The 22,103-nt window shown below is 71.4% G+C and carries 15 protein-coding genes; 9 read left to right on the forward strand and 6 right to left on the reverse strand.

Going from position 1 to position 22,103, the window contains the following annotated elements:
- Positions 1–3 precede the first annotated feature (3 nt).
- Both ACFVJQ_RS07310 and ACFVJQ_RS07315 read right to left on the reverse strand, forming a co-directional pair.
- Positions 4–825 carry a putative hydro-lyase gene (locus ACFVJQ_RS07310; protein WP_224737364.1) on the reverse strand — a complete coding sequence of 274 codons (822 nt, stop codon included), beginning with the start codon at positions 823–825 and terminating at the stop codon, positions 4–6.
- Positions 822–2,141, reverse strand: coding sequence for an MFS transporter (locus tag ACFVJQ_RS07315; RefSeq protein ID WP_385781600.1), 1,320 nt, complete (start codon positions 2,139–2,141; stop codon positions 822–824). The genes ACFVJQ_RS07310 and ACFVJQ_RS07315 overlap by 4 nt, the downstream gene beginning before the upstream one ends.
- A gap of 174 nt (positions 2,142–2,315) precedes the next feature.
- On the opposite strand from ACFVJQ_RS07315, the gene ACFVJQ_RS07320 reads away from it, so the two are divergent.
- The 4 genes from ACFVJQ_RS07320 (at position 2,316) to ACFVJQ_RS07335 (ending at position 10,409) form a co-directional block, all read left to right on the forward strand.
- Positions 2,316–3,011: a GntR family transcriptional regulator gene (locus ACFVJQ_RS07320; RefSeq protein ID WP_224737362.1), complete on the forward strand. Its 696-nt coding sequence runs from the start codon at positions 2,316–2,318 to the stop codon at positions 3,009–3,011.
- A 92-nt stretch (positions 3,012–3,103) separates the two neighbouring features.
- A complete protein-coding gene (locus ACFVJQ_RS07325) occupies positions 3,104–4,630 on the forward strand; it encodes a hypothetical protein (RefSeq protein WP_385781604.1) in 1,527 nt (508 codons plus the stop codon).
- Positions 4,631–4,667: 37 nt separating this feature from the next.
- Positions 4,668–5,549, forward strand: coding sequence for a hypothetical protein (locus ACFVJQ_RS07330; protein ID WP_385781606.1), 882 nt, complete (start codon positions 4,668–4,670; stop codon positions 5,547–5,549).
- Between the two features lie 57 nt (positions 5,550–5,606).
- Positions 5,607–10,409, forward strand: coding sequence for a hypothetical protein (locus ACFVJQ_RS07335; RefSeq protein ID WP_385781609.1), 4,803 nt, complete (start codon positions 5,607–5,609; stop codon positions 10,407–10,409).
- On the opposite strand, the gene ACFVJQ_RS07340 is transcribed toward ACFVJQ_RS07335, so the two are convergent.
- The 3 genes from ACFVJQ_RS07340 to ACFVJQ_RS07350 all read right to left on the reverse strand — a co-directional run bounded on the left by ACFVJQ_RS07340 (position 10,393) and on the right by ACFVJQ_RS07350 (position 12,058).
- A complete protein-coding gene (locus tag ACFVJQ_RS07340) occupies positions 10,393–10,518 on the reverse strand; it encodes a hypothetical protein (RefSeq protein WP_385511509.1) in 126 nt (41 codons plus the stop codon). The genes ACFVJQ_RS07335 and ACFVJQ_RS07340 overlap by 17 nt on opposite strands.
- Before the next feature lie 233 nt (positions 10,519–10,751).
- The gene (locus ACFVJQ_RS07345; RefSeq protein WP_385781612.1) at positions 10,752–11,153 is read right to left on the reverse strand and encodes an SRPBCC family protein; all 402 of its coding nucleotides are present in this window, start codon (positions 11,151–11,153) and stop codon (positions 10,752–10,754) included.
- Between the two features lie 245 nt (positions 11,154–11,398).
- Complete coding sequence (locus ACFVJQ_RS07350) at positions 11,399–12,058, reverse strand: hypothetical protein (RefSeq protein ID WP_385511502.1); 660 nt, start codon at positions 12,056–12,058, stop codon at positions 11,399–11,401.
- A 415-nt stretch (positions 12,059–12,473) separates the two neighbouring features.
- Here ACFVJQ_RS07350 and ACFVJQ_RS07355 point away from each other — a divergent pair, with 415 nt between their 5' ends.
- Genes ACFVJQ_RS07355 through ACFVJQ_RS07375 form a run of 5 tightly spaced genes read left to right on the forward strand, consistent with a single transcriptional unit; the run spans position 12,474 to position 20,495 of the window.
- Entirely contained in the window at positions 12,474–15,410 is a 2,937-nt protein-coding gene (locus ACFVJQ_RS07355) for a nitrate- and nitrite sensing domain-containing protein (RefSeq protein ID WP_385781659.1), read from the forward strand.
- Complete coding sequence (locus ACFVJQ_RS07360; protein WP_385511304.1) at positions 15,407–15,844, forward strand: roadblock/LC7 domain-containing protein; 438 nt, start codon at positions 15,407–15,409, stop codon at positions 15,842–15,844. The genes ACFVJQ_RS07355 and ACFVJQ_RS07360 overlap by 4 nt, the downstream gene beginning before the upstream one ends.
- A 9-nt stretch (positions 15,845–15,853) precedes the next feature.
- Positions 15,854–16,249 carry a DUF742 domain-containing protein gene (locus tag ACFVJQ_RS07365; RefSeq protein ID WP_385511303.1) on the forward strand — a complete coding sequence of 132 codons (396 nt, stop codon included), beginning with the start codon at positions 15,854–15,856 and terminating at the stop codon, positions 16,247–16,249.
- 24 nt (positions 16,250–16,273) lie between these two features.
- Positions 16,274–19,909 carry a hydantoinase B/oxoprolinase family protein gene (locus ACFVJQ_RS07370; protein WP_385781616.1) on the forward strand — a complete coding sequence of 1,212 codons (3,636 nt, stop codon included), beginning with the start codon at positions 16,274–16,276 and terminating at the stop codon, positions 19,907–19,909.
- Complete coding sequence (locus ACFVJQ_RS07375; protein WP_224734739.1) at positions 19,890–20,495, forward strand: ATP/GTP-binding protein; 606 nt, start codon at positions 19,890–19,892, stop codon at positions 20,493–20,495. Before ACFVJQ_RS07370 ends, ACFVJQ_RS07375 begins: the two co-directional genes overlap by 20 nt.
- Before the next feature lie 75 nt (positions 20,496–20,570).
- On the opposite strand, the gene glpK is transcribed toward ACFVJQ_RS07375, so the two are convergent.
- Complete coding sequence (gene glpK / locus ACFVJQ_RS07380; protein WP_385511299.1) at positions 20,571–22,091, reverse strand: glycerol kinase GlpK; 1,521 nt, start codon at positions 22,089–22,091, stop codon at positions 20,571–20,573.
- Positions 22,092–22,103 lie beyond the last annotated feature (12 nt).

Consider the following 22,103-nt stretch of genomic DNA (forward strand, 5'->3'; position numbering starts at 1 on the left):
TGGTCAGGCCACGCGGTACTGCTCGTCGCGGGCGTCGGTCAGGAACATCTGGCCCGGTGCGTGGGTGATGGCGAACGGCGGTCGGGACGCCATCACCGCGGCCTGCGGAGTCACCCCACAGGCCCAGAACACGGGGATGTCGTCCGCTTCGGCGTCCACCGGGTCGCCGAAGTCCGGGCCGGCCAGGTCGTCGATGCCGAGCCCCGACGGATCGCCGCAGTGCACGGGGCTGCCGTGCACCGCCGGGAGCAGGCTGCTCTCCCGGATCGCCGCCGCAAGGTGCTCGGGCGGCACGGGACGCATGGACACCACCAGCGGCCCGTGCAGCCGTCCCGCCGGCCGGCACTGACGGCTCGTGACGTACATCGGGACGTTCCGGCCCTGCTCGATATGGCGGATCGGTACGCCCGCGCCGGTCAGCGCCCACTCGAAGGTGAAGCTGCAGCCGATCAGGAACGACACCAGGTCCTCCCGCCAGTGGCCGAGCACATCCGTCGGCTCGTCCACCAACTCACCGTCCCGCCACACCCGGTAGCGCGGCAGGTCGGTGCGCAGGTCCGCGCCGGCTGCCAGCACCGTCGTCCACGAGCCGGCGTCCGTGACGTCGAGCACCGGGCAGGGCTTGGGGTTGCGCTGGCAGAACAGCAGCATGTCGTACGCCCAGTCCGCGGGCACCGAGATCAGGTTGACCTGGGTGTGGCCGGCCGCGACCCCGGCCGTCGGGCCGGTCAGTCCCGCGCGGAAGCGGGCTCGGGCCGTTTTCGGGCTCCACGCGCGCGCGTGCTCGTCGACAAGGGTCAGCGGACGGTCCTCCGTGCGGTTCACGCCAGCTCCTTCCCGCGCGTCTCGGGCAGCCCGAGCAGCGCCAGCGCCGCGAGTCCGTAGCCGACGGCACCGAAGACCAGCGCGCCGCCCACGCCCCAGCTGTCCGCCAGGAAGCCGACCGTCGTGGGAAAGACGGCGCCCACCGCGCGACCGGTGTTGTACGTGAATCCCTGCCCCGTACCCCGCACCGCGGTCGGGTACAGCTCGCTCAGGAAGGAACCGAAGCCGCTGAAGATGGCCGACATGCAGAACCCGAGCGGGAAACCGAGCACCAGCACAAGGGTGTTGGCGCCGCTGGGAATGTTCGCGTACGCCAGGATGCAGACGGCCGACAGCAGCGCGAACAGCCAGATGTTGCGCCGGCGGCCCAGTCGGTCGGTGAGGTAACCGCCCGTCAGATAGCCGATGAAGGCGCCGGAGATGAGGAACGTGAGATAGCCGCCGGTGCCGACGACCGACAGATCGCGCTCCGTCTTCAGATAGGTCGGCACCCAGGTCGCGAGCGTGTAGTAACCGCCCTGGACGCCGGTGGAGAGCAGCACCGCGAAGAACGTGGTGCGCAGCAGACCGGACGCCTCGGCCGTGCCCGGCCGGAAAATGGCCGCAAATGAACCCTTTTGCGGGTTCTTCTCCCGAGCTGCGGCCGCCTCCGGTGCGTCGTGCACCCGGCGTCGCATCCAGATGACCAGCACCGCCGGAAGCGCGCCGGTCCAGAACATCACGCGCCAGGCCAGGTCGTCGCCGAGGTACGAGAAGACCAGGGTGTACACGATCACGGCCAGGGCCCAGCCGACGGCCCAGGAGCTCTGGATCACTCCGAGGGTGCGGCCGCGGTGTTTAGCGCTCGCATACTCGGCGACCAGGATCGCGCCGACCGCCCACTCGCCGCCGAAGCCGAGCCCCTGCAGGGCCCGGAAGACCAGAAGGGTCTCGTAGTTGGGCGCGAAGCCGCAGGCCACGGTGAAGACGGCGTACGTGATGACCGTGATCATCAGCGCCTTGACCCGGCCGATCCGGTCCGCCAGCACCCCGGCCAGGGCACCGCCGACCGCGGAGACGACGAGTGTGACGGTGGTGAACAGGCCTGTCTGGCCGCTGTCCAGGCCGAAGTACGCGGCCAGCGCGACCATGCTCAGCGGAAGCGTGAAGTAGTCGTACGAGTCCAGCGCATAGCCGCCGAACGCGCCCGCGAAGGCGCGGCGGCCCCGCGGGCCGAGGGCGCGCAGCCAGGCGAACGCGCCGTCGTCGGCGGTGTGTTCACCCGCCCCGGGGCGGGTGTCGGTGGTCAGGGCCTGCGGTGGAGGGGTCGTGCTCATGGGCACCTCGCAGTGGGAGGACGGAGGGTGCTTGAGGACTGAGCCGTGCCGTGCGGAGGCGATCGGTACCGCGGTGGGGATGGGCGGCGCCGTTCGTAGCAAGGTAGAGGATCGTTGAACGATCCCTCAATACTCATGTTGTTTCGTTCTTGTATCTGCGATTGAATTCCGGGCATGGCAGAGCAGCTGACCGGACTGGCCGACGACCGCGCCCTCCTGGGGCGTACCAGCACTGCCGAACGGGTCTCGGACATCCTCAGGAGCCGCATCGCCGAGGGATACTTCCCGCCCGGCACCCGGCTGTCGGAGGACAGCATCGGCGGAGCGCTCGGGGTCTCCCGCAACACCCTGCGCGAGGCGTTCCGGCTGCTCACACATGAACGTCTGCTGGTCCACGAGCTGAACCGCGGCGTCTTCGTGCGGGTTCTGGCCGTGGAGGACGTCGAGGACATCTACCGCACCCGACGGCTCGTCGAGTGTGCGGTCGTCCGCGGTCTGGGCGAGCCGCCGTACGGCCTCGACGGCCTCGCGTCGGCCGTGACGCAGGGGCAGCGGGCCGCCGTCGAGAATGACTGGAAAGGCCTGGGTACGGCCAACATCCACTTCCACCGGGAGCTGGTCGCGCTCGCCGGCAGTGAGCGCACCGACGAGCTGATGCGCAGCGTCTTCGCCGAACTGCGCCTCGCCTTCCACGTCGTGGACGACCCGCGCCGGCTGCACGAGCCGTACCTCATGCGCAACCGCCAGATCCTCCAGGCGCTGCAGGCGGGGGACCGGGTCGAGGCCGAGCGGCTGCTGGAGACCTACCTCGACGACTCGCTCGAGCGGGTCGTGGAGGTGTACCGGCGTCGGGTGGGCGAGGACGACTAGAGCATTCACCGTCGTCGGTGTGACAACCGTGACGCAGGGGCGCATCTGCGTCGTTTGGGTCGTTGTCAGACCGAGGACCTAATCTGTGCACCGTGACTTCGCCTGTATCGACGGACAGTGCTCCGCCCCAGTTCAGCGCGGGGCCGCGACCCGCTCCGGGTCCGGCCGCCGACGAGGGACTGGCGCGGCGGCTGCGCGCGCTCGCCTGCACCGCGCCGCTGCACGATCTCGATGCGCGCAAGGCCAACCTCGCCGGCGAGTACGCCGTGTACGGCATGGCGGAGGTCGCCCTCGCGGCGATCGACCTGGTCACGCTGAACATGGACTTCGACACCGGCGCCGACCACGACCAGGTCGTCGCACGGCTCCTGCCGCGCATCGCCGCGCAGGCCCCGCAGCGACCCGTCGCCGAGCACGAGCGTGTGGCCCGCTGGGTGCTGGAGAACCTGATCAACGTCGGCAGCGTGGACCGCGGATTCCGGGCGGTATACGGCACATTCGCACCAGATGGGACGTATGTCCGGCGTGACTACGACTTCAAGCTGATCGAGGAGGTGCCGGGCCCCGGCGGCAGCGTCTATCTCCGTACGACGGACGAGGCGGTCAACGTCCTCGTCGGCGCCCTCGACACCGACGTCACCAGCGCGCAGATCGCCGCCGAGGTCAAGCTGGAGGTGCTGATCAACCGCGGCCGGCTCGCGGACGCGCAGCTGGCGGCCGAGCAGGCCCGCTACCGGACCGTGCAGTACTCGGAGACCCTCCGCAGGGCGCTCGAGGCGACCCGGCGCAACGTCCGTGCGGTGGACTGGCTGAACACCGTGCCCGACATGATCGCCGAGGCGCTCGACCACGTGGCAGACCGCTATCGGCACGAGAACGCGATCCTCACCAACATCCGCAGGGCGCGCGACGAGTCGGAGGACCCCGAGCACAAGCGGCGGGCCGCCGAACTGGTCGACATCGTCAAGGACTGCATCCGTCGGCACACCCAGTTGCAGTCGCGACTGCTGGAAGCCGGGCCGCTGTTCCGCGCCGAGCAGGACCGCCAGGCCTTCGCCGCGCCGACGGCGACATCCGGGATAGACCTGTACGGCCATCTCGTCGCGCCGGTGCTCCCGTTGCCGCTGGAGCAGGCGATCCGCGTCACGGACGCGTTCTTCGCGCGGGGCACCGGACTGCGCACGCCGGTGTCCGTTCGGATGGGGGACCTGCTGGACCTGCTGCTGACTCCGCCGGTGGAGCGGGAGCATCTGGGGGCCGAGATGCCGGAGCCGGACCTAATCGCGACGCCGGACGACAGCCGGTTCAGCGAGGAGCAGTTGGCGGCGGCCACGGAGCTGCTGGACCTGCCGGCGGATGCGCCGCGGCGGTTGTCGGGGCTGTTGGCTCAGGCTCGGCGGCGCGATCCCGACCTGCCCTATCTCGTCGCCCTGTTGGCCGTCCACGCGGCCAGCCCGGCGGTCGGCACGGCCTACCGGCAGGGGGAGGAGAAGCTCCTGTTCGCCGTGGACGACGGGACCGAGCTGGACGACCCCGAGTTCGGCGGGGCCGATCTCATCGTCGGTACGGCTCTGCTGGATGCGGCAGGGATGGCGGCCGACAGGACAGAGGCGGCATGAGTACGTACGAGCATCAGCGCAGCGAGGAGCCCCGACCGTGAGCGAGAACGTCGACCGGAGTGAGCCGGAGGCCGGTGCCCCGCCCGCCTCCCCCGCCGTCACCCCTGCCGACGCCGCCGACGCGGCGCGGCTCGTGGCGTTCGGACTGCAGCCGAAGCTGCTGCCCGCACGGGACCAGGAGTACGCGGATCTGCTGCGCCGGTACCGGGAGGATCCGGCGTTCGCGCGGCTCGCGGACGCCGTCGCCACCGGGCTCGGGCTGGTCGTGCTGGAGGTGTCGCCGCGAGCGGGGATGGCGGTGACCGCGGCAGAGGACTCGGTGTTCGCCGTTCGCATGGGCGACTATGCGCGGCGCACCGCTGCCGACTCCGGGGACCGTTTCCTGCACGGGCTCGCGCATCTCGCCGTGGCGGCCATGGCGTTTCCGCGGCCCGAGGATCTGGCCGACGACGGCTACATCGGGCGCGTGACGGTCAACGGCGTCGACGCCTTCGTGCGCCAGGCCTGCCGGCGGCTGGAGGAGCGGGCGGCCGAGGAGGGGGAGAACACCGACCCCGCCACGGACGCGCCCGGGCTGGAGGCCGCGTGGCGGATCTGGGTCAGACGCAGTGCGACGGGTGCCACGAAGGACGCGCGCCGGCTCGCGGGTTCCACGACCGGCATCGTCGGCAAGGCCGTGGCCTTCCTCACCGACTCCGGGTTCCTGCAGCGCACCGGCGACGACAACGGCGGGACGTACCGGACGACCGCCCGCTACCAGCTCCAGGTGCGCGACATGGCGGGCAGTGCCGCCATGGCCGAGCTGCTGGACCTGGGCGTCGTCCCGGTCACCGACGGCACTCCGACGCTGCTGCCCGCCGAGGACACCGACGACCTGGAGCTGGTGGCCGACGCCGGGCTGCCGTTCCACTCCGCCTGAACTCCCTTTCCTGACGAATTCCTGACGAAGACTGACGAAGGCTTACGAGAGTCCGCCATGTACGAGCTGTCCCGGGTCCGCCTCTACTCCATCGGGCCCGCCGGTGCGCGCTACGCCGACACCGTGCTTGACCTGCGCGGTGTGGGCGAGCCCGTGCCCGACCCCGCGCCCACCCAGGCGGAGTTCTTCGAGGAGGAGCCCGTCGGACCGCCGCGTCGGCCCGCCCCTGCCGGTGTGCTCTTCCTGGAGAACGGCGGCGGCAAGTCCGTCCTGCTGAAGCTGATCTTCTCGGTGATGCTGCCCGGTCACCGGAACACTCTGGGTGGTGCCAGCTCCGGAGTGCTGCGGAAGTTCCTGCTCGCCGACGACTGCGGGCACGTGGCGCTGGAGTGGCAGCATGTGCAGACCGGCGAGTGCGTCGTCGTCGGCAAGGTGAGCGAATGGCGGGGCCGTCAGGTCTCCAACGACCCGCGGAAGTTCGCCGAGGCCTGGTACTCCTTCCGTCCCGGGCCCGGGCTCACGCTGGACAACCTGCCCGTGGCCGAGGCCACCGCCATACGGCCGCCCGCCGAGGGCCAGTCCGGCGCGCAGGGCCGTCGGCGCACCATGAAGGGCTTCCGGGACGCGCTCACCGAGGCGGGCAAGGCGTACCCGCACCTGGAAGTCCACTGGGAGGAGATCCACGACCGGTGGATCGAGCACCTCGGTGACCTCGGCCTCGACCCCGAACTCTTCCGCTACCAGCGGGAGATGAACGCCGACGAGGGCGAGGCCGCCGGCCTCTTCGCGGTCAAGAAGGACTCCGACTTCACCGACCTGCTGCTGCGCGCGGTCACCGACACCCGGGACACCGACGGGCTCGCCGACCTCGTCAGCGGCTTCGGCAACAAGCTGGGGCGGCGCGCCGAGCTGATCGCCGAGCGCGACTTCACCGCCGGGTCGGTCGACCTGCTCGGGCGGATCGTGGAGGCCGCCGAAGCGCGTGCCCGCGCGCGTGACATCCACGCCGGCGCCGAGCGGCGGACGCGGACGCTGGCCCGGCGGCTGTCCGCGCGCGGCGCCCAGGAGCGGGTGCGGGCCGCCGACCTCGCCCAGCGGGTCACGGCCGCAGCCTACGCGGTCACCCACGCCGAGTCGGGGCGTGAGCGCAGCGCGCTGATCACCGCCGAACTCGCCTACCGGCACGCCTCGTTGGCGCTGGCCGCAGCCGAGAAGTCGGCGGCCGCGCAGAAACGCGAGCTCGCCGACGCACGTACGTTGCACGCGGCCTGGCAGGCCGCCGAAGCCGTGCTGCGGCACCGCGCCGCCGCCGACCGGGTCGCACGCGTGGCCGTCGCCATCCAGGAGGCCGAGCGGGACGCCGCCCCCGCGCTGGCCGCCCGGACCAAGGCCGCCGTCGACCTCGTACGGGCTCTGCACGCGGCCGCGGAGAGCGCCGAGGCCCTCGCCAACGAAGAGGAGGAGCGGTCCGCGGCGTTGCAGGAGGTCAGCGAGTCCGCGTACGGGGACTCCACCGCCGCCGCCACGCAGGCGCAGCGGGCCCGCAGCGAGACCGGGCACCTGCGCCAGCGCCTCACCGAGGTCGAGCAGGAGACCGCCGAGGCGGTGCGCGCGGGCTGGCTCGACGACAGCGCACCCGACGCCGATCCGGCCCGCGCGGCCCTCGCGGCCAGCGATGCCGAGAAGTCGGCGGTGGCCGCCTGGGACACGGCGCGTGAGGCGTCGCGCCGGGCGAGCGAGCATGCGCGTGAGGCCGCCTCGGCGGAGTCCCGCGCCGAGCTGACGGCGGCCCGCGCGGCGGACGCAGCTTCGGCGGCCGAGCGGTCGTACGAGGCGGAGTGCCGTATCGCCGAGGGGCTGGCCGCGGAGGAGCGGCTGGCGGAGCTGCTCAGCCTGCCCGGCTCCGGCGGCGCGGCGTCCGGTCGCGTGTCCGCACCTCGAGCGGGTGCCGACGGGACGAGCGGGGGCGGGCGACAGGGTTCCGGGGACGGTGCCCCGTCGGAGGCCGCGGACGGCCTCACCGGCAGCGCCCCAGCGGCGGGTGCCGACGCAGCCGACGGCACGGCCGGGCGGGGTGCGGGCACGGACGCGGCCGACACCCCGTCGCGCCGCCCGCGCCAGGACGCCCGCAGGACTCCGCGTCCCCTCGCCGAGGGCGCCCTCACCGCCGAGGAACTGGACCGCTTCGCCGACGAGTTGCGCGAGCTGCTCGACGACGCGGTCTCCTCGGCCGAGCGGCAGCTGTTCGAGCTGAGGACGGCCGCAGCCGACGACGCCCGGATCCTCGGTGCGCTCGGTGACGGCGGGCTGCTGCCGCCCGGCCCGGACGTGCTGGCCACGGTGGAGTACCTCGGCGAGCACGGCATCCCCGCGCTGCCGGGCTGGCGCTATCTCGCCCAAGCCGTCGATCCCGCCGACCACGCACGCGTGCTGGCCGCGCGTCCAGAGCTGGTCGACGGCGTGATCATCACCGACCCGGCGTCGCACGCACGCGCCCGGGAGGCGCTGAGCGACGCCGCGCTGCTGCCCCGCTCCGCCGTGGCGGTCGGCACGGCCGCCGCCCTGCTCGCACCCACCCCGCCCGCCGACTCGACCCCCGGTGACGTGTTCCTCGTCCCGCCGAACCCGGCCATGCACGACGAGCACGCCGCCGACGAGGAGCGGCAGGCGCTGCGCGCGCGGGCCACCGAACGGGACCAGGAGATCCGCACGCTCGCGGCGCGGCTCGGCAAGGATCGTGAACTGGCCGCACGCCTCGCCTCGTGGCGTACGGGCTGTCCGGCCGGTCGGCTGGTCGAACTGGCGCAGGCCGCGCGGGAGGCGCGCGCGTTCGCCGAAGAGACCGAGGCCGAGCTGACCGAGGCGCGAACCGTGCGGGCCGAGGCCGAGGAGGCCGCCGCGGAGGCCGCGCAGGTGCGCGAGGAGCGGCAGGAGGCCGCACAGAAGGCCCGGCGCGCCGCCGACGCCCTCGCCGGGCTGGCCTTCCGGCTGCGCGAGCGGGCCGGCTGGCAGGTGAAGCTGCGCGAACTCGCCGACGAGGCCACCGAGTCGGAGGCCCGCGCCCAGGCCTGCCTGGAGCGTGCCCGCGCCGCCGACGAGGACCGGCGTGCCGCCCAGCGGGCCGCCGACGACGCCCGCCGCACCGCGCGTGCGCTGCGCGCCGAGCGCTCCGAGATCGCCGGCGCCCCCGATGACGTACCGGAAGACGCCACGGACGCGCCGAAGGCGGCCCTGCCCGCTCTGCGCGAGGCCTATCGCGCAGCATCCCAGGTGTACGAGAAGGTCGGCGTCGGCGCCGACCTGCGGGCCGAGCAGGCGCGCGCGGAGAGCGACGAGAGCGCTGCCCGCGCGGAGCTGGACCGCCTGAGCAACAAGGTCCGCACGCGCGCGGAGCAGCTGCTCGAGTCCCCCGACGGTTCCGACGGGCCGTCCCGGCAGGCCGCCGCCGCGCGCGCGGAGGAGCTCGTACAGCTCCTGGAGACCCGCATGTCCAGCGCCAGCGAGCAGCTCGGCCGGCTCCGCGGCGAGGCCGAGCGGCACGCACCCGAGGACGGAGACACGCACACCGAGCTGCCCGAGGACCTCCAGCCCTGCGACGCCGAGCACGCGCAGGCGCTGCTGCGCACGGCGACCTCCGAACTGGCCTCGCGCACCGAGGCGTTGACGCAGGCCCGGGAGGCGCACGCCGAGCTCCTCGACGCCCATCGCGCCGCGGAGGACGCGGCCGGCGGCTTCGACGAGATCGCCGCGCTGCTGCGCGACCTGCTGCGCGAGCACGCCGGGGACGAGGAGCAGGAGGCGCCGGAGCCGTACCCGGGCGGCCTCGAGGACGCCCGGCAGTCCGCCGCCGAGGCCCGCCGGTCCCTGCGCGGCTGCGCCGCCGACCTGTCGGCCGCCGAGGCCGCCGTCCGGGAGGCGAGCGACATCCTCGTCCGGCACGCCAACTCCACCCGCTACGAGCAGGTGCGCACCCCCGCCCGGCAGCAGATCCGCGAGCTGCCCGCATCCGCGCTGCCCGAGCACGCCCAGAAGTGGGCCGATGCCTTCGCGCCCCGACTGCGCGTCCTCACCGACGAGTTGGCGCAGCTGGAGCGCAACCGGGACTCGATCGTGGACCGGCTGCGCGGGCTGGTCGACTCGGCGCTGGCCACCCTGCGCTCGGCGCAGCGGCTGTCCCGGCTGCCCGAAGGGCTCGGCGAGTGGTCCGGGCAGGAGTTCCTGCGCATCCGCTTCGAGGAGCCCGACCAGGCCACCCTCACCGAGCGGCTCGGCGAGGTCATCGACGAGGCGACCCGGGCCGCCGTCAAGAAGAACTCCGACCTGCGGCGGGACGGCATGTCCCTGCTGCTGCGGGGCGTGGCCGCGGCACTCCAGCCCAAGGGCGTCGCCGTCGAGATCCTCAAGCCGGACGCCGTCCTGCGCGCGGAGCGCGTCCCGGTCGGACAGATGGGCGATGTGTTCTCCGGCGGCCAGCTGCTCACCGCGGCCATCGCCCTGTACTGCACGATGGCCGCGCTGCGCTCCAACGACCGGGGCCGCGACAAGCACCGGCACGCCGGCACGCTGTTCCTCGACAACCCCATCGGCCGCGCCAACGCCACGTACCTGCTGGAGCTCCAGCGCGCCGTGTCGGACGCGCTGGGCGTCCAGCTCCTCTACACCACCGGCCTCTTCGACACCACGGCACTCGCTGAGTTCCCGCTGGTCATCCGGCTGCGCAACGATGCGGACCTGCGCGCGGGCCTGAAGTACATCAGCGTGGAGGAACACCTCCGGCCGGGCCTTCCGCGTGAGACTCCCGCCGGTGAAGCCGGGCACAGCGAGATCACGGCGACGCGGATGTTCAAGCGGCCGGCCTAGTCATCCGCCTTGACCAGATCCGCTTGGGGTTCTCGGGGAACCGGGCCGCGACCACGTTGCCCGCCGTGCCGCCGCCGACCACGACGTAGTCGAACTCATCGATGCGCATGAGCTGTTGACCTCCTTGTGGCCGGATCTCAGTCCGCCGGCGGGGCGTACGGGTGGTAGTCGTTGATCCAGACCGTGCCCAAGTACAGCCGCGCCGCTACCCGTGCGCCCGGGCCTCGTCGCTCGTCCACGACCCCGACCGCGAGCCGTCTGCGGGGCAGCGGGCGCTTTTGCGGTACGCGCGGGAACCCATCGCCGACTGGGTCCTTTCACACGCCTCGAAGTCATGTGTGTTCACCCGGTGAAACAGCTCCACCGACTTCGACACGTCCGCCCCCGACGCCACCAGCTCCGGCGCGTACAGCCAGTCGCAGTCGACTTCCGTGCGGTCTTCGGCAAGCGGGACACCCGGTGCAGGGTGACGTGATCCGGTACGAGGTTGATGAAGACTGCTGCGTAGCCGTTGGCGAACTCCGGGAGGGCATTGGTGAGTTCGGGATGGATCGTCGCGCAGTGGCAGCACTCCATGAAGTTCCTGACGATCAGCTTCCAGTTCGCCTTCACGTCATAGGTGATGCGTTTTCCGAGCGCGAGGTTCTCCGTGCCGTAGTGCTCGATGGCGGCCGCGTCACCGAGCCGCTCGACGGCCGCGCCCGTCACCGTCTCCTCGAAGGAGGGGGCGTCGGTGAGGCACACCCCAGGCGTAGCGGAGCCACTCGCGCAGCGCCACCTTGATCAATCCGTACTCGACACGATCGACGTCCGGCATCTTGATCAAATTGGGGGCGCGAACTCTGCGTCAGGAAAGACGCGAGTTCGTGGGCGGGGAAGGGAGAGTGGAGCCGGCCGCACTCTGAGCGGAAGGGCCTCGGCGGAACAGACTGGCCGCCGCCACCGGCGGGAGCCCGACGCCGCGGCTCCCGCCCCCGAGGACAGGTACCTCAGGGGTGCGACAGCTGTCCGGTGCCGCCCCGTCGGCGTATTCGCTGCTGCGTGCGCTCGGTGGCCCGTGCCCTGCGCCGAGCCCTGCGCCGTTCGCGGCGCAAAGCGCGTGCGGTGCTGCTCGGCATCGACACCACGCCGTTGCGCTGATTCCAGACCTGACGCGTCACCCATACGTCGAGCACACTCCAGGTCGCCACCACAGTACTGACGACGCTGCTGATCACCATGGGGAACGCCAGCCAGGATCCGGCCATCGTGCACAGGAAGGCAACCATCGCCTGGATCAACGTCACGGCGATGATGAGCACCGCCCGCACGGCCGCCGTCCGCACCGGGTCGGGCAGCCGACGGCGCTTCGCGGGCTCCTCGACCCACAACGGTCGGTAGTACGACCGCCCTTGGGCTGCATCCGGCTCATCGGACCCCGCGACGCGGCCGTGTTCCGTCGCTCCGGTGTCCATACCCGCCGGAGCGTCACGCCCTTCCCCCGACAAGCCCGCGTCGGCCGCCTCCCGCCCCTGCCTGGCCGCGCGCCGGTCCGCCGGCTCGGGTCCGCCTGCCGGAATGTCGCGATCCGGTGCCCTGGTGTCCCGCTGCTCCCTCACCCGCGCGGCCGCGCCGTCCGCGGGCGCCTCACGAAGCTCCGCCGTGCCCATCACCGTGTCACTCCCCACCGCCAGCAGACGCTCGCCCCGGTCCGAAGACCCGACTCCCCATTGGCTGCCCGGCTTGCGCTGTTTTACGCCGCCCGGGTGCAGGATGCGGCTCCTGTGGCCCATTCCGCCCCCATTTCCTGTGGAGAAGGACGAACGGTGCGCCCCGAAGATTCCCAACGAGCGAAAAATTCCGGCCAAACGCCCAGTCATGCCGACCTGATCGGGTCTCGGGGCCGCGGCCGGAATCCGGGAGGCAATCTCCCGCAATGACCGGACAACTCCCCATGCCCGGCGACCCGTACGGAAGCTCGGCCTCCGGAATGCCCTTCGAGTTAACTGTGCGACGGTAGTAGGCTCGCGCCGTTTGTTGATGCACATGTACCCCCTGCCGGTGGGGGTCGAGCTGGGGGAGGCCATGCGCTTTCGCGGGAAATCCATCCGCAGGAAGATCGTGGCGCTGCTGCTCGTGCCGTTGGTGTCCCTGACCGCGATCTGGGCCTTTGCCACGGTACTTACGGGACGCGAAGCAGGTCGGCTGGTCAGCGTCTCGTCCGTCGTCGAGAACATCGGCTACCCCATTGAGGACACCGTCCGGGTCCTCCAGCAGGAACGCCGCCAGACCCTGGTCCATCTCGCCGACCCCCGTGCCTCCGACGGACTCGCTGCGCTCAGGCGTAGCCGGACCGCCACCGACGAAGCCCTGGCCAAGGTCCGCAAGAACGCCCGGAACACCGAGGTGGGTGACGCCCTCGGCGAGGACACGAAGGAACGCCTGACCGCCGTACTGGACGCCTTCGAAGGCATCGAATCCCTGCGCAGCAGTGTTGAGGACGGCACCGTCAACCGCTCCCAGGCCCTCGACCTGTACAACCGCCTGGTCGACCCCTGCTTCGTCCTCCTCGCCGACCTCCATGTCGTCGACAATGTGGAGATGGACACGCAGTACCGCGCACTCGTCAACCTCGCCCGAGCCCGCGAACTGCTCTCCCGCGAGGACGCTCTCCTCGGCTCCGCGCTGATCGTCGGCAAGCTCTCCCGCGACGAGATCCGCGACATCACCGACCTCATGGCCCAGCGCACACTGATGTACGACACCAACCTGCCGCTGCTGCCGAGCTCGGAGCGCGACCGCTACGAGAGATTCTGGAAGAACGCCGCCAGCGCTCCCCTGCGCGTCGCCGAGGAATCCGCCGTCTCCGAGCCCTCTGGCGATGCCGACGGAGTCACCGCACAGAGCTGGGACACCGCCGCCGGGAATGTCCTCGACGAACTCGGCACCCTCGACGACGAGGCCGCGGACCGCTATCAGGACCGCGTCCGCCCGATCGCGATCGGCGTCATCGTCAAGGCCGTCGTCGCCGGAGTGCTCGGCCTGATCGCACTGCTGGCCTCGCTCTTCGTGTCCGTCCGCATCGGCCGCGGCCACATTCGCGACCTGCGGCAACTGCGCCTGGAGGCGCACGAGGCGTCCGGCGTACGACTGCCCAGCGTGATGCGCCGCCTCTCGGCGGGCGAAGAGGTCGACGTGGAGACCGAGGTCCCGCGCCTGGAGTACGACAGGAACGAGCTCGGCGAGGTCGGCCAGGCCCTCAACACCCTGCAGCGCGCTGCCGTCGAAGCCGCCGTCAAACAGGCCCAACTCCGCTCCGGTGTCTCCGAGGTCTTCGTGAACCTCGCCCGCCGCAGTCAGGTCCTCCTCCACAAGCAGCTCACGCTCCTCGACGCCATGGAACGCAGGACCGAGGACACCGAGGAACTGGCCGACCTGTTCCGCCTCGACCACCTCACCACCCGTATGCGCCGACACGCCGAGGGCCTGGTGATCCTCTCCGGCGCCGCCCCTTCCCGGCAGTGGCGCAAACCCATCCAGCTCATGGACGTCGTACGCGCCGCCGTCGCAGAGGTCGAGGACTACGAGCGGATCGAGGTCCGCCGCCTGCCGCGCACCGCTGTCACCGGCCCGGCAGTCGCGGACCTCACCCATCTCGTGGCCGAACTCCTGGAGAACGCCACGGTCTTCTCGCCCCCGCACACGGCCGTCCATGTGCTCGGCGAGCGGGTCGCCAACGGCTTCACGCTGGAGATCCACGACCGTGGCCTGGGCATGGCGGCCGAGGCCCTGCTGGACGCAAACCTCCGGCTTGCAGAGACCCCGGAGTTCGAGCTGTCCGACACCGACCGGCTCGGGCTGTTCGTGGTCAGCCGGCTCGCCCAGCGGCAGAACGTCCGGGTCTCGCTGCAGCCGTCCCCCTACGGCGGCACCACGGCCGTCGTCTTCATTCCCGACTCGCTGCTGACGGATGAGGTACCGGACACGAACGGTATCGGCTTCCGCCTCGACCGCCCTCGGCCCTCCAAAGAGGCCGAACTCGAGGAGAGCCGCAGGATCGCACTCTCCCAGGTGCCGGTGCAGCTGCCCGGCCTGCCCACCTCGCTCCTGGACGGGCCGGTCGAACTGGAGGCCCCCGTCGACCTGGACGCCATCGCGGACTTCCCCGGCGAGCTCGACGGCGAGGAGACCGAGCGCGGCGGCCTGTTCCGTCCGCGCCGCTCCCTCACCCGCGCGGACGACGAGAAGACGAGCAGCGCCGACGACGAGCCGGGCGCCGGCTCTTTCGACGGCTCCGGCCGAGCCGACACGGACGATCACCTCGGCACCCCGGTGCCCTTGCCCCGCCGACGGACCCCGAAACTGGTCAGCTCCCACGGACGCCCGGTCGCCGAGCAGCGGTCCCGTCGCCAGGAAGCCGACGAGGAGAACTCGACCGGCCCCGCCGCACGCCGACCGGAGACGGAGCGAACAGCACCCCTGCCGACCCGTCGCCGCGGCGGCTCGCCGCTCGGCCGGTCCTCCAGCCCCGACGGCCGTGTCGGCGAGCGCCCAGCTTCCCAGGGCGAGGACCGCGGTGAGCGCTCCGACTCCCCGGGAGGCAGCCGCGAGCGCACCGAGTCCCCGGTACGCGACCTCGGCGGGCGCACCGCAAGGCCCGGGCGTGGCCTCGCTGGACCGGCGGCGCCTCCCGCCCTCCCAAGGCGCACAGCGCCCTCTGCGATCGAGTCCGGCGCAGTCGACGACACCGCCGAGCGCACCACGGCCGACGAGCCCGGGTCCTCCGTCGGTCCGCTCCCACGGCGCGTCCGCCAGGCCAGCCTGGCCCCCCAGCTCCGGCAGGACCCCGGCCGCCGCACCGAGGACAGGACGGAACCCGTGGAACGGGACGCCGACGAGGTCCGCAGCCGGATGGCCTCGCTCCAGCGCGGCTGGCAGCGCGGCCGTGAGCAGAACGCCGCGGGCGACGACGCCCAGCGCGGCACAGCACCACAAGGAACGACTAAGGGGGACGGTCGATGACCGCACCGAAGGCGACCGGCCACACCGCGAACGGCAAGTCCGGCGAGCTCAACTGGCTCCTCGACGACCTGGTGGACCGCGTTGCGAGCATCCGCCAGGCCGTCGTGCTCTCCGGCGACGGCCTGGCGACTGGTGTCTCCAAGGACCTGACCCGGGAGGACGGCGAGCACCTGGCCGCCGTCGCCTCCGGATTCCACAGCCTCGCCAAGGGCGTCGGCCGGCACTTCGAGGCGGGCAACGTGCGGCAGACGATGGTCGAGCTCGACGACGCCTTCCTGTTCGTCACGGCCGCCGGCGACGGCAGCTGCCTCGCCGTCCTGTCCGACGCCGACTCGGACGTCGGTCAGGTCGCCTACGAGATGACGCTCCTCGTGAAGCGCGTCGGCGCGCATCTGGCCACCGCTCCGCGCACCGATCTGCCCGCAGGCGGGTAGTGGGATGACATGAGCGCAGACGGTCAGGCAAGAAGCCACTGGTTCGACGACGAAGCAGGACCGGTCGTCCGCCCCTACGCCATGACGCGCGGCCGCACCAGCCATGCGGCCCAGCACCGCCTCGATCTGATCGCGGTGGTCGTCACGGAGCCCCACGCGGACGATCCGGAAGCGGACCCGGCGCTGTCCCCGGAGCACGTGGACATCGTCGCGCTCTGCCGCGAGGCTCCTCAGTCGGTCGCCGAACTCGCAGCCGAACTCGACCTGCCGATCGGAGTGGTACGGGTCCTCATCGGGGACCTCGTGGACGCGGAACTGATCCATGTGACACGCCCTGTACCCCCGGCCGAGCTGCCGGACGAGAATATTCTGCGCGACGTGATCAACGGTCTCCGGGCGCTGTGAGCAGCGCGGAAGCGAGGTGGAGACGTGACAGGCTGGCAGTTCTGGGTCGACCGGGGCGGCACCTTCACCGACATCGTCGCGCGGCGCCCGGACGGTCGACTGCTGACACACAAGCTGCTGTCCGACAATCCGGCCCGATACGCCGACGCGGCCGTGGCGGGCGTCCGCGAACTGCTGGCCGGCTCCCAGGACCCCGTCGAAGCAGTGCGGATGGGGACGACGGTCGCCACCAACGCCCTCCTGGAACGCAAGGGTGAGCGCACCCTGCTGGTCACCACGCGTGGCTTCCGCGACGCCCTGCGCATCGCCTACCAGAACCGCCCCCACATCTTCGCCCGCCGCATCGACCTTCCCGAGCTGCTCCACGAACGCGTGATCGAGGCCGACGAGCGCCTCGCCGCCGACGGCACCGCCCTGCGCGCCCCCGACCTGGACGCTCTCGCAGGCCCTCTCCGGCAGGCGTACGACGACGGAATCCGAGCCGTTGCCGTGGTCTGCATGCACAGCCACCTCCACCCCGCCCACGAGCAGGCCGTCGGGGAGCTCGCCGGGCGCATCGGCTTCCCGCAGATCTCGCTGTCCAGCGAGGTCAGCCCGCTGATGAAGCTCGTGCCGCGCGGCGACACCGCCGTCGTCGACGCCTACCTGTCGCCCGTGCTGCGCCGCTACGTCCAGCACGTCGCCGACGAGCTCGAAGGCATACGCCTGATGTTCATGCAGTCGAACGGAGGGCTCGCCGAAGCCGGCCAGTTCCGCGGCAAGGACGCCATCCTGTCCGGCCCCGCGGGTGGCATCGTCGGCATGGCCCGCATGTCGCAGCTCGCCGGCTTCGACCGCGTCATCGGCTTCGACATGGGCGGCACCTCCACCGACGTCTCGCACTTCGCCGGTGAGTACGAACGCGTCTTCACCACACAGATCGCCGGCGTCCGACTGCGTGCCCCCATGCTGGACATCCACACCGTCGCGGCCGGCGGCGGCTCGATCCTCCACTTCGACGGCTCCCGCTACCGCGTAGGGCCGGACTCGGCGGGCGCGGACCCCGGGCCCGCCTGTTACCGGGGCGGCGGCCCGCTCGCCGTCACCGACGCCAACGTGATGCTCGGCCGGATCCAACCCGACCACTTCCCTCACGTGTTCGGCCCCGACGGCGACCAGCCCCTCGACGCGGCCCTGGTCCGCGACCGCTTCGCGGATCTCGCGCGTGAGATCCGCGAAAAGACCGGCGACGACCGCACCCCGGAACAGGTTGCCGAGGGCTACCTGCAGATCGCTGTCGCCAACATCGCCAACGCCGTCAAGCGGATCTCCGTCCAGAAGGGCCACGACGTCACCCGCTACGCCCTCACGACATTCGGCGGTGCGGGCGGCCAGCACGCCTGCATGGTCGCCGACTCGCTCGGTATCCGCACCGTCCTCGTACCCCCCATGGCCGGAGTCCTCTCCGCGCTCGGTATCGGCCTTGCCGATACCACCGCCATGCGCGAGCAGTCCGTCGAGGCCCCTCTGGAGCCCGCCGCCATGCCCGGCGTCCTCAAGACGGCGGACGACCTGGAGGCAGCCGCCCGCGCCGAGCTCCTCGCCGAGGACGTCCCCGAGGACCGTATCGAGGTCACCCGCCGCGCCCAGCTCCGCTACGACGGCACCGACACCGCCCTCACCGTCGAGCTGACCGATCCCGCCACGATGCAGCACGCTTTCGAAGAACGTCATCGCGCCACGTACTCCTTCACCCTCGACCGCCCGATCGTCGTCGAAGCCCTCTCCGTGGAAGCCACCGGCATCACCGAACCCCCCGATCTCTCCGTTCTCGCCCCCTACGAGGGCCGCCCCACCGCCCCGCAGGCCGTCCGCCTCCACACCGGCGGCGCCTGGCGCGACGTACCCCTCCATCGCCGCGAGGACCTGCCCCCCGGCGACACCGTCACAGGCCCCGCGATCATCACGGAGGCCAGTGCGACGACCGTCGTCGACGACGGCTGGCAGGCCGCGGCGACCGACGACGGGCATCTGGTCATGGAACGCGCGGCGGTTACACAGAGTTCCGAACTCGACACGAAAGCCGACCCGGTTCTCCTTGAGGTCTTCAACAACCTCTTCATGTCCATCGCCGAACAGATGGGTGCCCGACTCGAGTCCACGGCACAGTCCGTCAACATCAAGGAGCGTCTGGACTTCTCCTGCGCCCTGTTCGATCCGGACGGAAACCTGGTGGCCAACGCCCCCCACATCCCTGTTCACCTGGGCTCGATGGGCACGAGCGTGAAGGAGGTCATCCGACGCCGCGGCAGCAGCATGCGGCCCGGGGACACCTACGCGGTGAACGACCCGTACCACGGCGGCACCCACCTCCCCGACGTCACCGTGATCACCCCGGTCTTCGACACCGACAGCGCCGAGGACACGCAGAGTGACCGAATCCTCTTCTACGTCGCCTCGCGCGGCCACCACGCCGAGATCGGCGGTATCGCCCCCGGCTCCATGCCCGCCAACAGCCGCACCATCGAGGAGGAAGGCGTCCTCTTCGACAACTGGCTGCTCGCCGAGAACGGCCGGTTCCGCGAGGAGGAGACCCACCGCCTGCTCACCGAGGCACCCCACCCGTCCCGCAACCCGAAGACGAACCTCGCCGACCTGCGCGCCCAGATCGCCGCCAACCAGAAGGGCGTCGACGAAGTCGCCCGCATGATCCGGGACTTCGGCCTCGACGTCGTCCAGGCGTACATGCGGCACGTCCAGGACAACGCCGAGGAAGCCGTGCGCCGCGTCATCGACGCCTTGGACGACGGCGAGTACGCCTATGAGACAGACGCGGGCGCCGTCATCCGGGTACGCGTGCGCGTGGACCGCGAAAACCGCTCCGCCCTGGTCGACTTCACCGGTACATCACCCCAGCTGGCCACTAATTTCAATGCGCCCTACTCCGTCGTCAATGCGGCTGTCCTCTACGTCTTCCGCACCCTGGTCGCCGACGACATCCCCCTCAATGACGGCTGCCTGCGCCCGATCGACATCGTCGTACCGCACGGCTCCATGCTGGCGCCCGAGCCGCCCGCCGCCGTCGTCGCGGGCAACGTGGAGACCTCCCAGGCCATTACCGGCGCCCTGTATGCCGCGCTCGGGGTTCAGGCGGAGGGCTCGGGGACCATGAACAACGTCACCTTCGGCAACGCCCGCCACCAGTACTACGAGACCGTCGCCTCCGGCTCCGGCGCGGGTGACGGCTTCCACGGCGCGAGCGTCGTCCAGACCCACATGACCAACTCGAGGCTGACCGACCCCGAGGTCCTGGAGTGGCGCCTGCCCGTCCGGCTCGAGGAGTTCTCGGTCCGGCGCGGCAGCGGAGGCGCGGGACGGTGGCGCGGCGGCGACGGCGCGGTACGCCGCATCCGGTTCCACGAGCCGATGACCGTCTCGACGCTCTCCCAGCACCGCAGGGTTCCCCCGTACGGCATGGCGGGCGGCGAGCCCGGCGCCCTCGGTGCCAACCGCGTCGAGCGTGCGGACGGCACGGTCACCACACTCGGCGGAAGCGACGCGACGGACGTCGGCCCCGGTGACGTACTCGTTGTCGAAACCCCCGGCGGCGGAGGCTACGGGCCACCGCCCCCCGACCCCCATCAAGCAGGAGAAAAGATCGATGATCTTCGGGCGTTCTGAGCGCGGCAAGCCCCCGGTCGAGCCCGTCACGCTCAAGATCCTGGTGGCCGGCGGCTTCGGTGTCGGCAAGACCACCCTCGTCGGCGCGGTCAGCGAGATCAGGCCGCTGCGCACCGAGGAACTGCTCACCGAAGCCGGGCGCCCGGTCGACGACACCAGCGGCGTGGAAGGCAAGCACACCACCACAGTGGCCATGGACTTCGGCCGCATCACGCTGCGCGAGGACCTCGTGCTGTACCTCTTCGGGACGCCCGGCCAGGAGCGGTTCTGGTTCATGTGGGACGAGCTCTCCGAGGGCGCGCTCGGCGCCGTCGTACTCGCCGACACCCGCCGCCTTCAGGACTGCTTCGCCGCTGTCGACTACTTCGAGCGGCGTTCCCTGCCGTTCCTGGTCGGCGTCAACTGCTTCGAGGGAGCCGCCCGTCACCCGGCCGAAGACGTCCGCCAGGCCCTCGACCTCGACGCCGATGTACCGCTCCTGATGTGCGACGCGCGCGACCGCGAGTCGGTCAAGGAGGTCCTCGTCGGTGTCGTCCAGCACGCGATGGCGCTGGCGGCGGACCGCCGCCAGACCGTCACCACCTGACGCACGAGTACGGCCCGTACCCCCGCCGACCGGGGTACGGGCCGCAGTCCGAAAACGGCGCCACGCGCGCGTGGTTCAGTCCTCGCCGTCCTCCACCCAGCCGAAGCTCTTCTCCACGGCCTTGCGCCAGTTGTGGTACTCGCGGTCCCGCACGGACGCCTCCATGGTCGGCGTCCACTCGACGTCCCGCTGCCAGTGCGCCTTGAGCTCGTCGAGGTCGTTCCACACGCCGGTGGCGAGTCCGGCCGCATACGCGGCGCCCAGACAGGTCGTCTCGGACACCCGGGGCCGAATCACCGGCACGCCGAGCACGTCCGCCTGGTGCTGCATCAGGAGGTTGTTCTTCGTCATGCCGCCATCCACCTTCAGCGTGGTGATGTGCACCCCGGAGTCCTGGTACATGGCATCCACGACCTCGCGCGTCTGCCAGCTCGTCGCCTCCAGCACCGCGCGCGCGAGGTGCGCCTTCGTGACGTACCGGGTGAGTCCGGTGACGACGCCACGCGCGTCGGAGCGCCAGTACGGGGCGAACAGGCCCGAGAACGCGGGCACGATGTAAGCGCCGCCGTTGTCCTCGACGCTTGCCGCCAGCGTCTCGATCTCGTCGGCGGTACGGATGATGCCGAGCTGGTCGCGGAACCACTGCACCAGCGCACCCGTTATGGCTATCGAGCCCTCCAGGCAGTAGACGGGAGCCTCACTGCCGATCTTGTAGCCCATCGTCGTCAACAGCCCGCTCTTCGACGGCACCGGCCGGTTGCCGGTGTTGAGCAGGAGGAAACTGCCCGTGCCGTATGTGTTCTTCGCCGATCCCACGTCGTAGCAGGCCTGCCCGAACACGGCCGCCTGCTGGTCTCCGAGCGCCGACGCGACCGGGACGCCGGCGAGTTGGCCCACGGCCGTCCCGTACACCTCGGCCGATGACCTGATCTCAGGCAGGACCGACTCGGGCACGTTCATCGCGGAGAGGATGGACCGGTCCCATTGGAGTGTCTCCAAGTTCATGAGCATGGTACGTCCGGCGTTGGTCACATCGGTGACGTGCCGGCCGCCGTCGGTGCCGCCGGTGAGATTCCAGATGAGCCAGGAGTCGATGGTGCCGAAGGCGATCTCGCCCCGCTCGGCGCGTGCCCTGAGGCCGGGCACGTTGTCGAGCAGCCAGGCTGCCTTGGGGCCGGAGAAGTAGCTGGCCAGCGGCAGTCCGGTCTGCTCGCGGAACCGGTCCTGGCCGTCCGGTCCGCCGAGTTGGTTGCAGAGTGCGGCGGTGCGGGTGTCCTGCCACACGATGGCGTTGTGCACGGGCTTGCCCGTGGCGCGGTCCCACAGCACCGTCGTCTCGCGCTGGTTGGTGATCCCGAGCGCGCTGAGCTGGTCGGCGCGCAGCCCGGCCTTGGCGATCGCCCCGGCGACCACGGCCTGCACCTTGGACCAGATCTCGGTGGCGTCGTGCTCCACCCACCCGGGTTTGGGGAAGATCTGCCGGTGCTCGCGCTGGTCGACGGCGACGATCGCGCCGTTCCGGTCGAAGATGATGCAGCGGCTCGACGTGGTGCCCTGGTCGATCGCGGCGACGTACTTCTCGGCGTGGTCCGTCATGGCTACCCCTTG

The sequence above is a fragment of the Streptomyces sp. NPDC127197 genome (assembly GCF_042672405.1).
GTDB lineage: Bacteria > Actinomycetota > Actinomycetes > Streptomycetales > Streptomycetaceae > Streptomyces > Streptomyces flavusporus.

Excerpts from the sequence above, each read along its gene's own strand:
- ACFVJQ_RS07315 (WP_385781600.1), bottom strand. The coding sequence starts at position 2,141 with ATGAGCACGACCCCTCCACCGCAGGCCCTGACCACCGACACCCGCCCC.
- ACFVJQ_RS07320 (WP_224737362.1), top strand. The coding sequence starts at position 2,316 with ATGGCAGAGCAGCTGACCGGACTGGCCGACGACCGCGCCCTCCTGGGG.
- ACFVJQ_RS07335 (WP_385781609.1), top strand. The coding sequence starts at position 5,607 with ATGTACGAGCTGTCCCGGGTCCGCCTCTACTCCATCGGGCCCGCCGGT.
- ACFVJQ_RS07340 (WP_385511509.1), bottom strand. The coding sequence starts at position 10,518 with ATGCGCATCGATGAGTTCGACTACGTCGTGGTCGGCGGCGGCACGGCG.
- ACFVJQ_RS07350 (WP_385511502.1), bottom strand. The coding sequence starts at position 12,058 with ATGGGCACGGCGGAGCTTCGTGAGGCGCCCGCGGACGGCGCGGCCGCG.
- ACFVJQ_RS07355 (WP_385781659.1), top strand. The coding sequence starts at position 12,474 with ATGCGCTTTCGCGGGAAATCCATCCGCAGGAAGATCGTGGCGCTGCTG.
- ACFVJQ_RS07360 (WP_385511304.1), top strand. The coding sequence starts at position 15,407 with ATGACCGCACCGAAGGCGACCGGCCACACCGCGAACGGCAAGTCCGGC.
- ACFVJQ_RS07365 (WP_385511303.1), top strand. The coding sequence starts at position 15,854 with ATGAGCGCAGACGGTCAGGCAAGAAGCCACTGGTTCGACGACGAAGCA.
- ACFVJQ_RS07375 (WP_224734739.1), top strand. The coding sequence starts at position 19,890 with ATGATCTTCGGGCGTTCTGAGCGCGGCAAGCCCCCGGTCGAGCCCGTC.
- glpK (WP_385511299.1), bottom strand. The coding sequence starts at position 22,091 with ATGACGGACCACGCCGAGAAGTACGTCGCCGCGATCGACCAGGGCACC.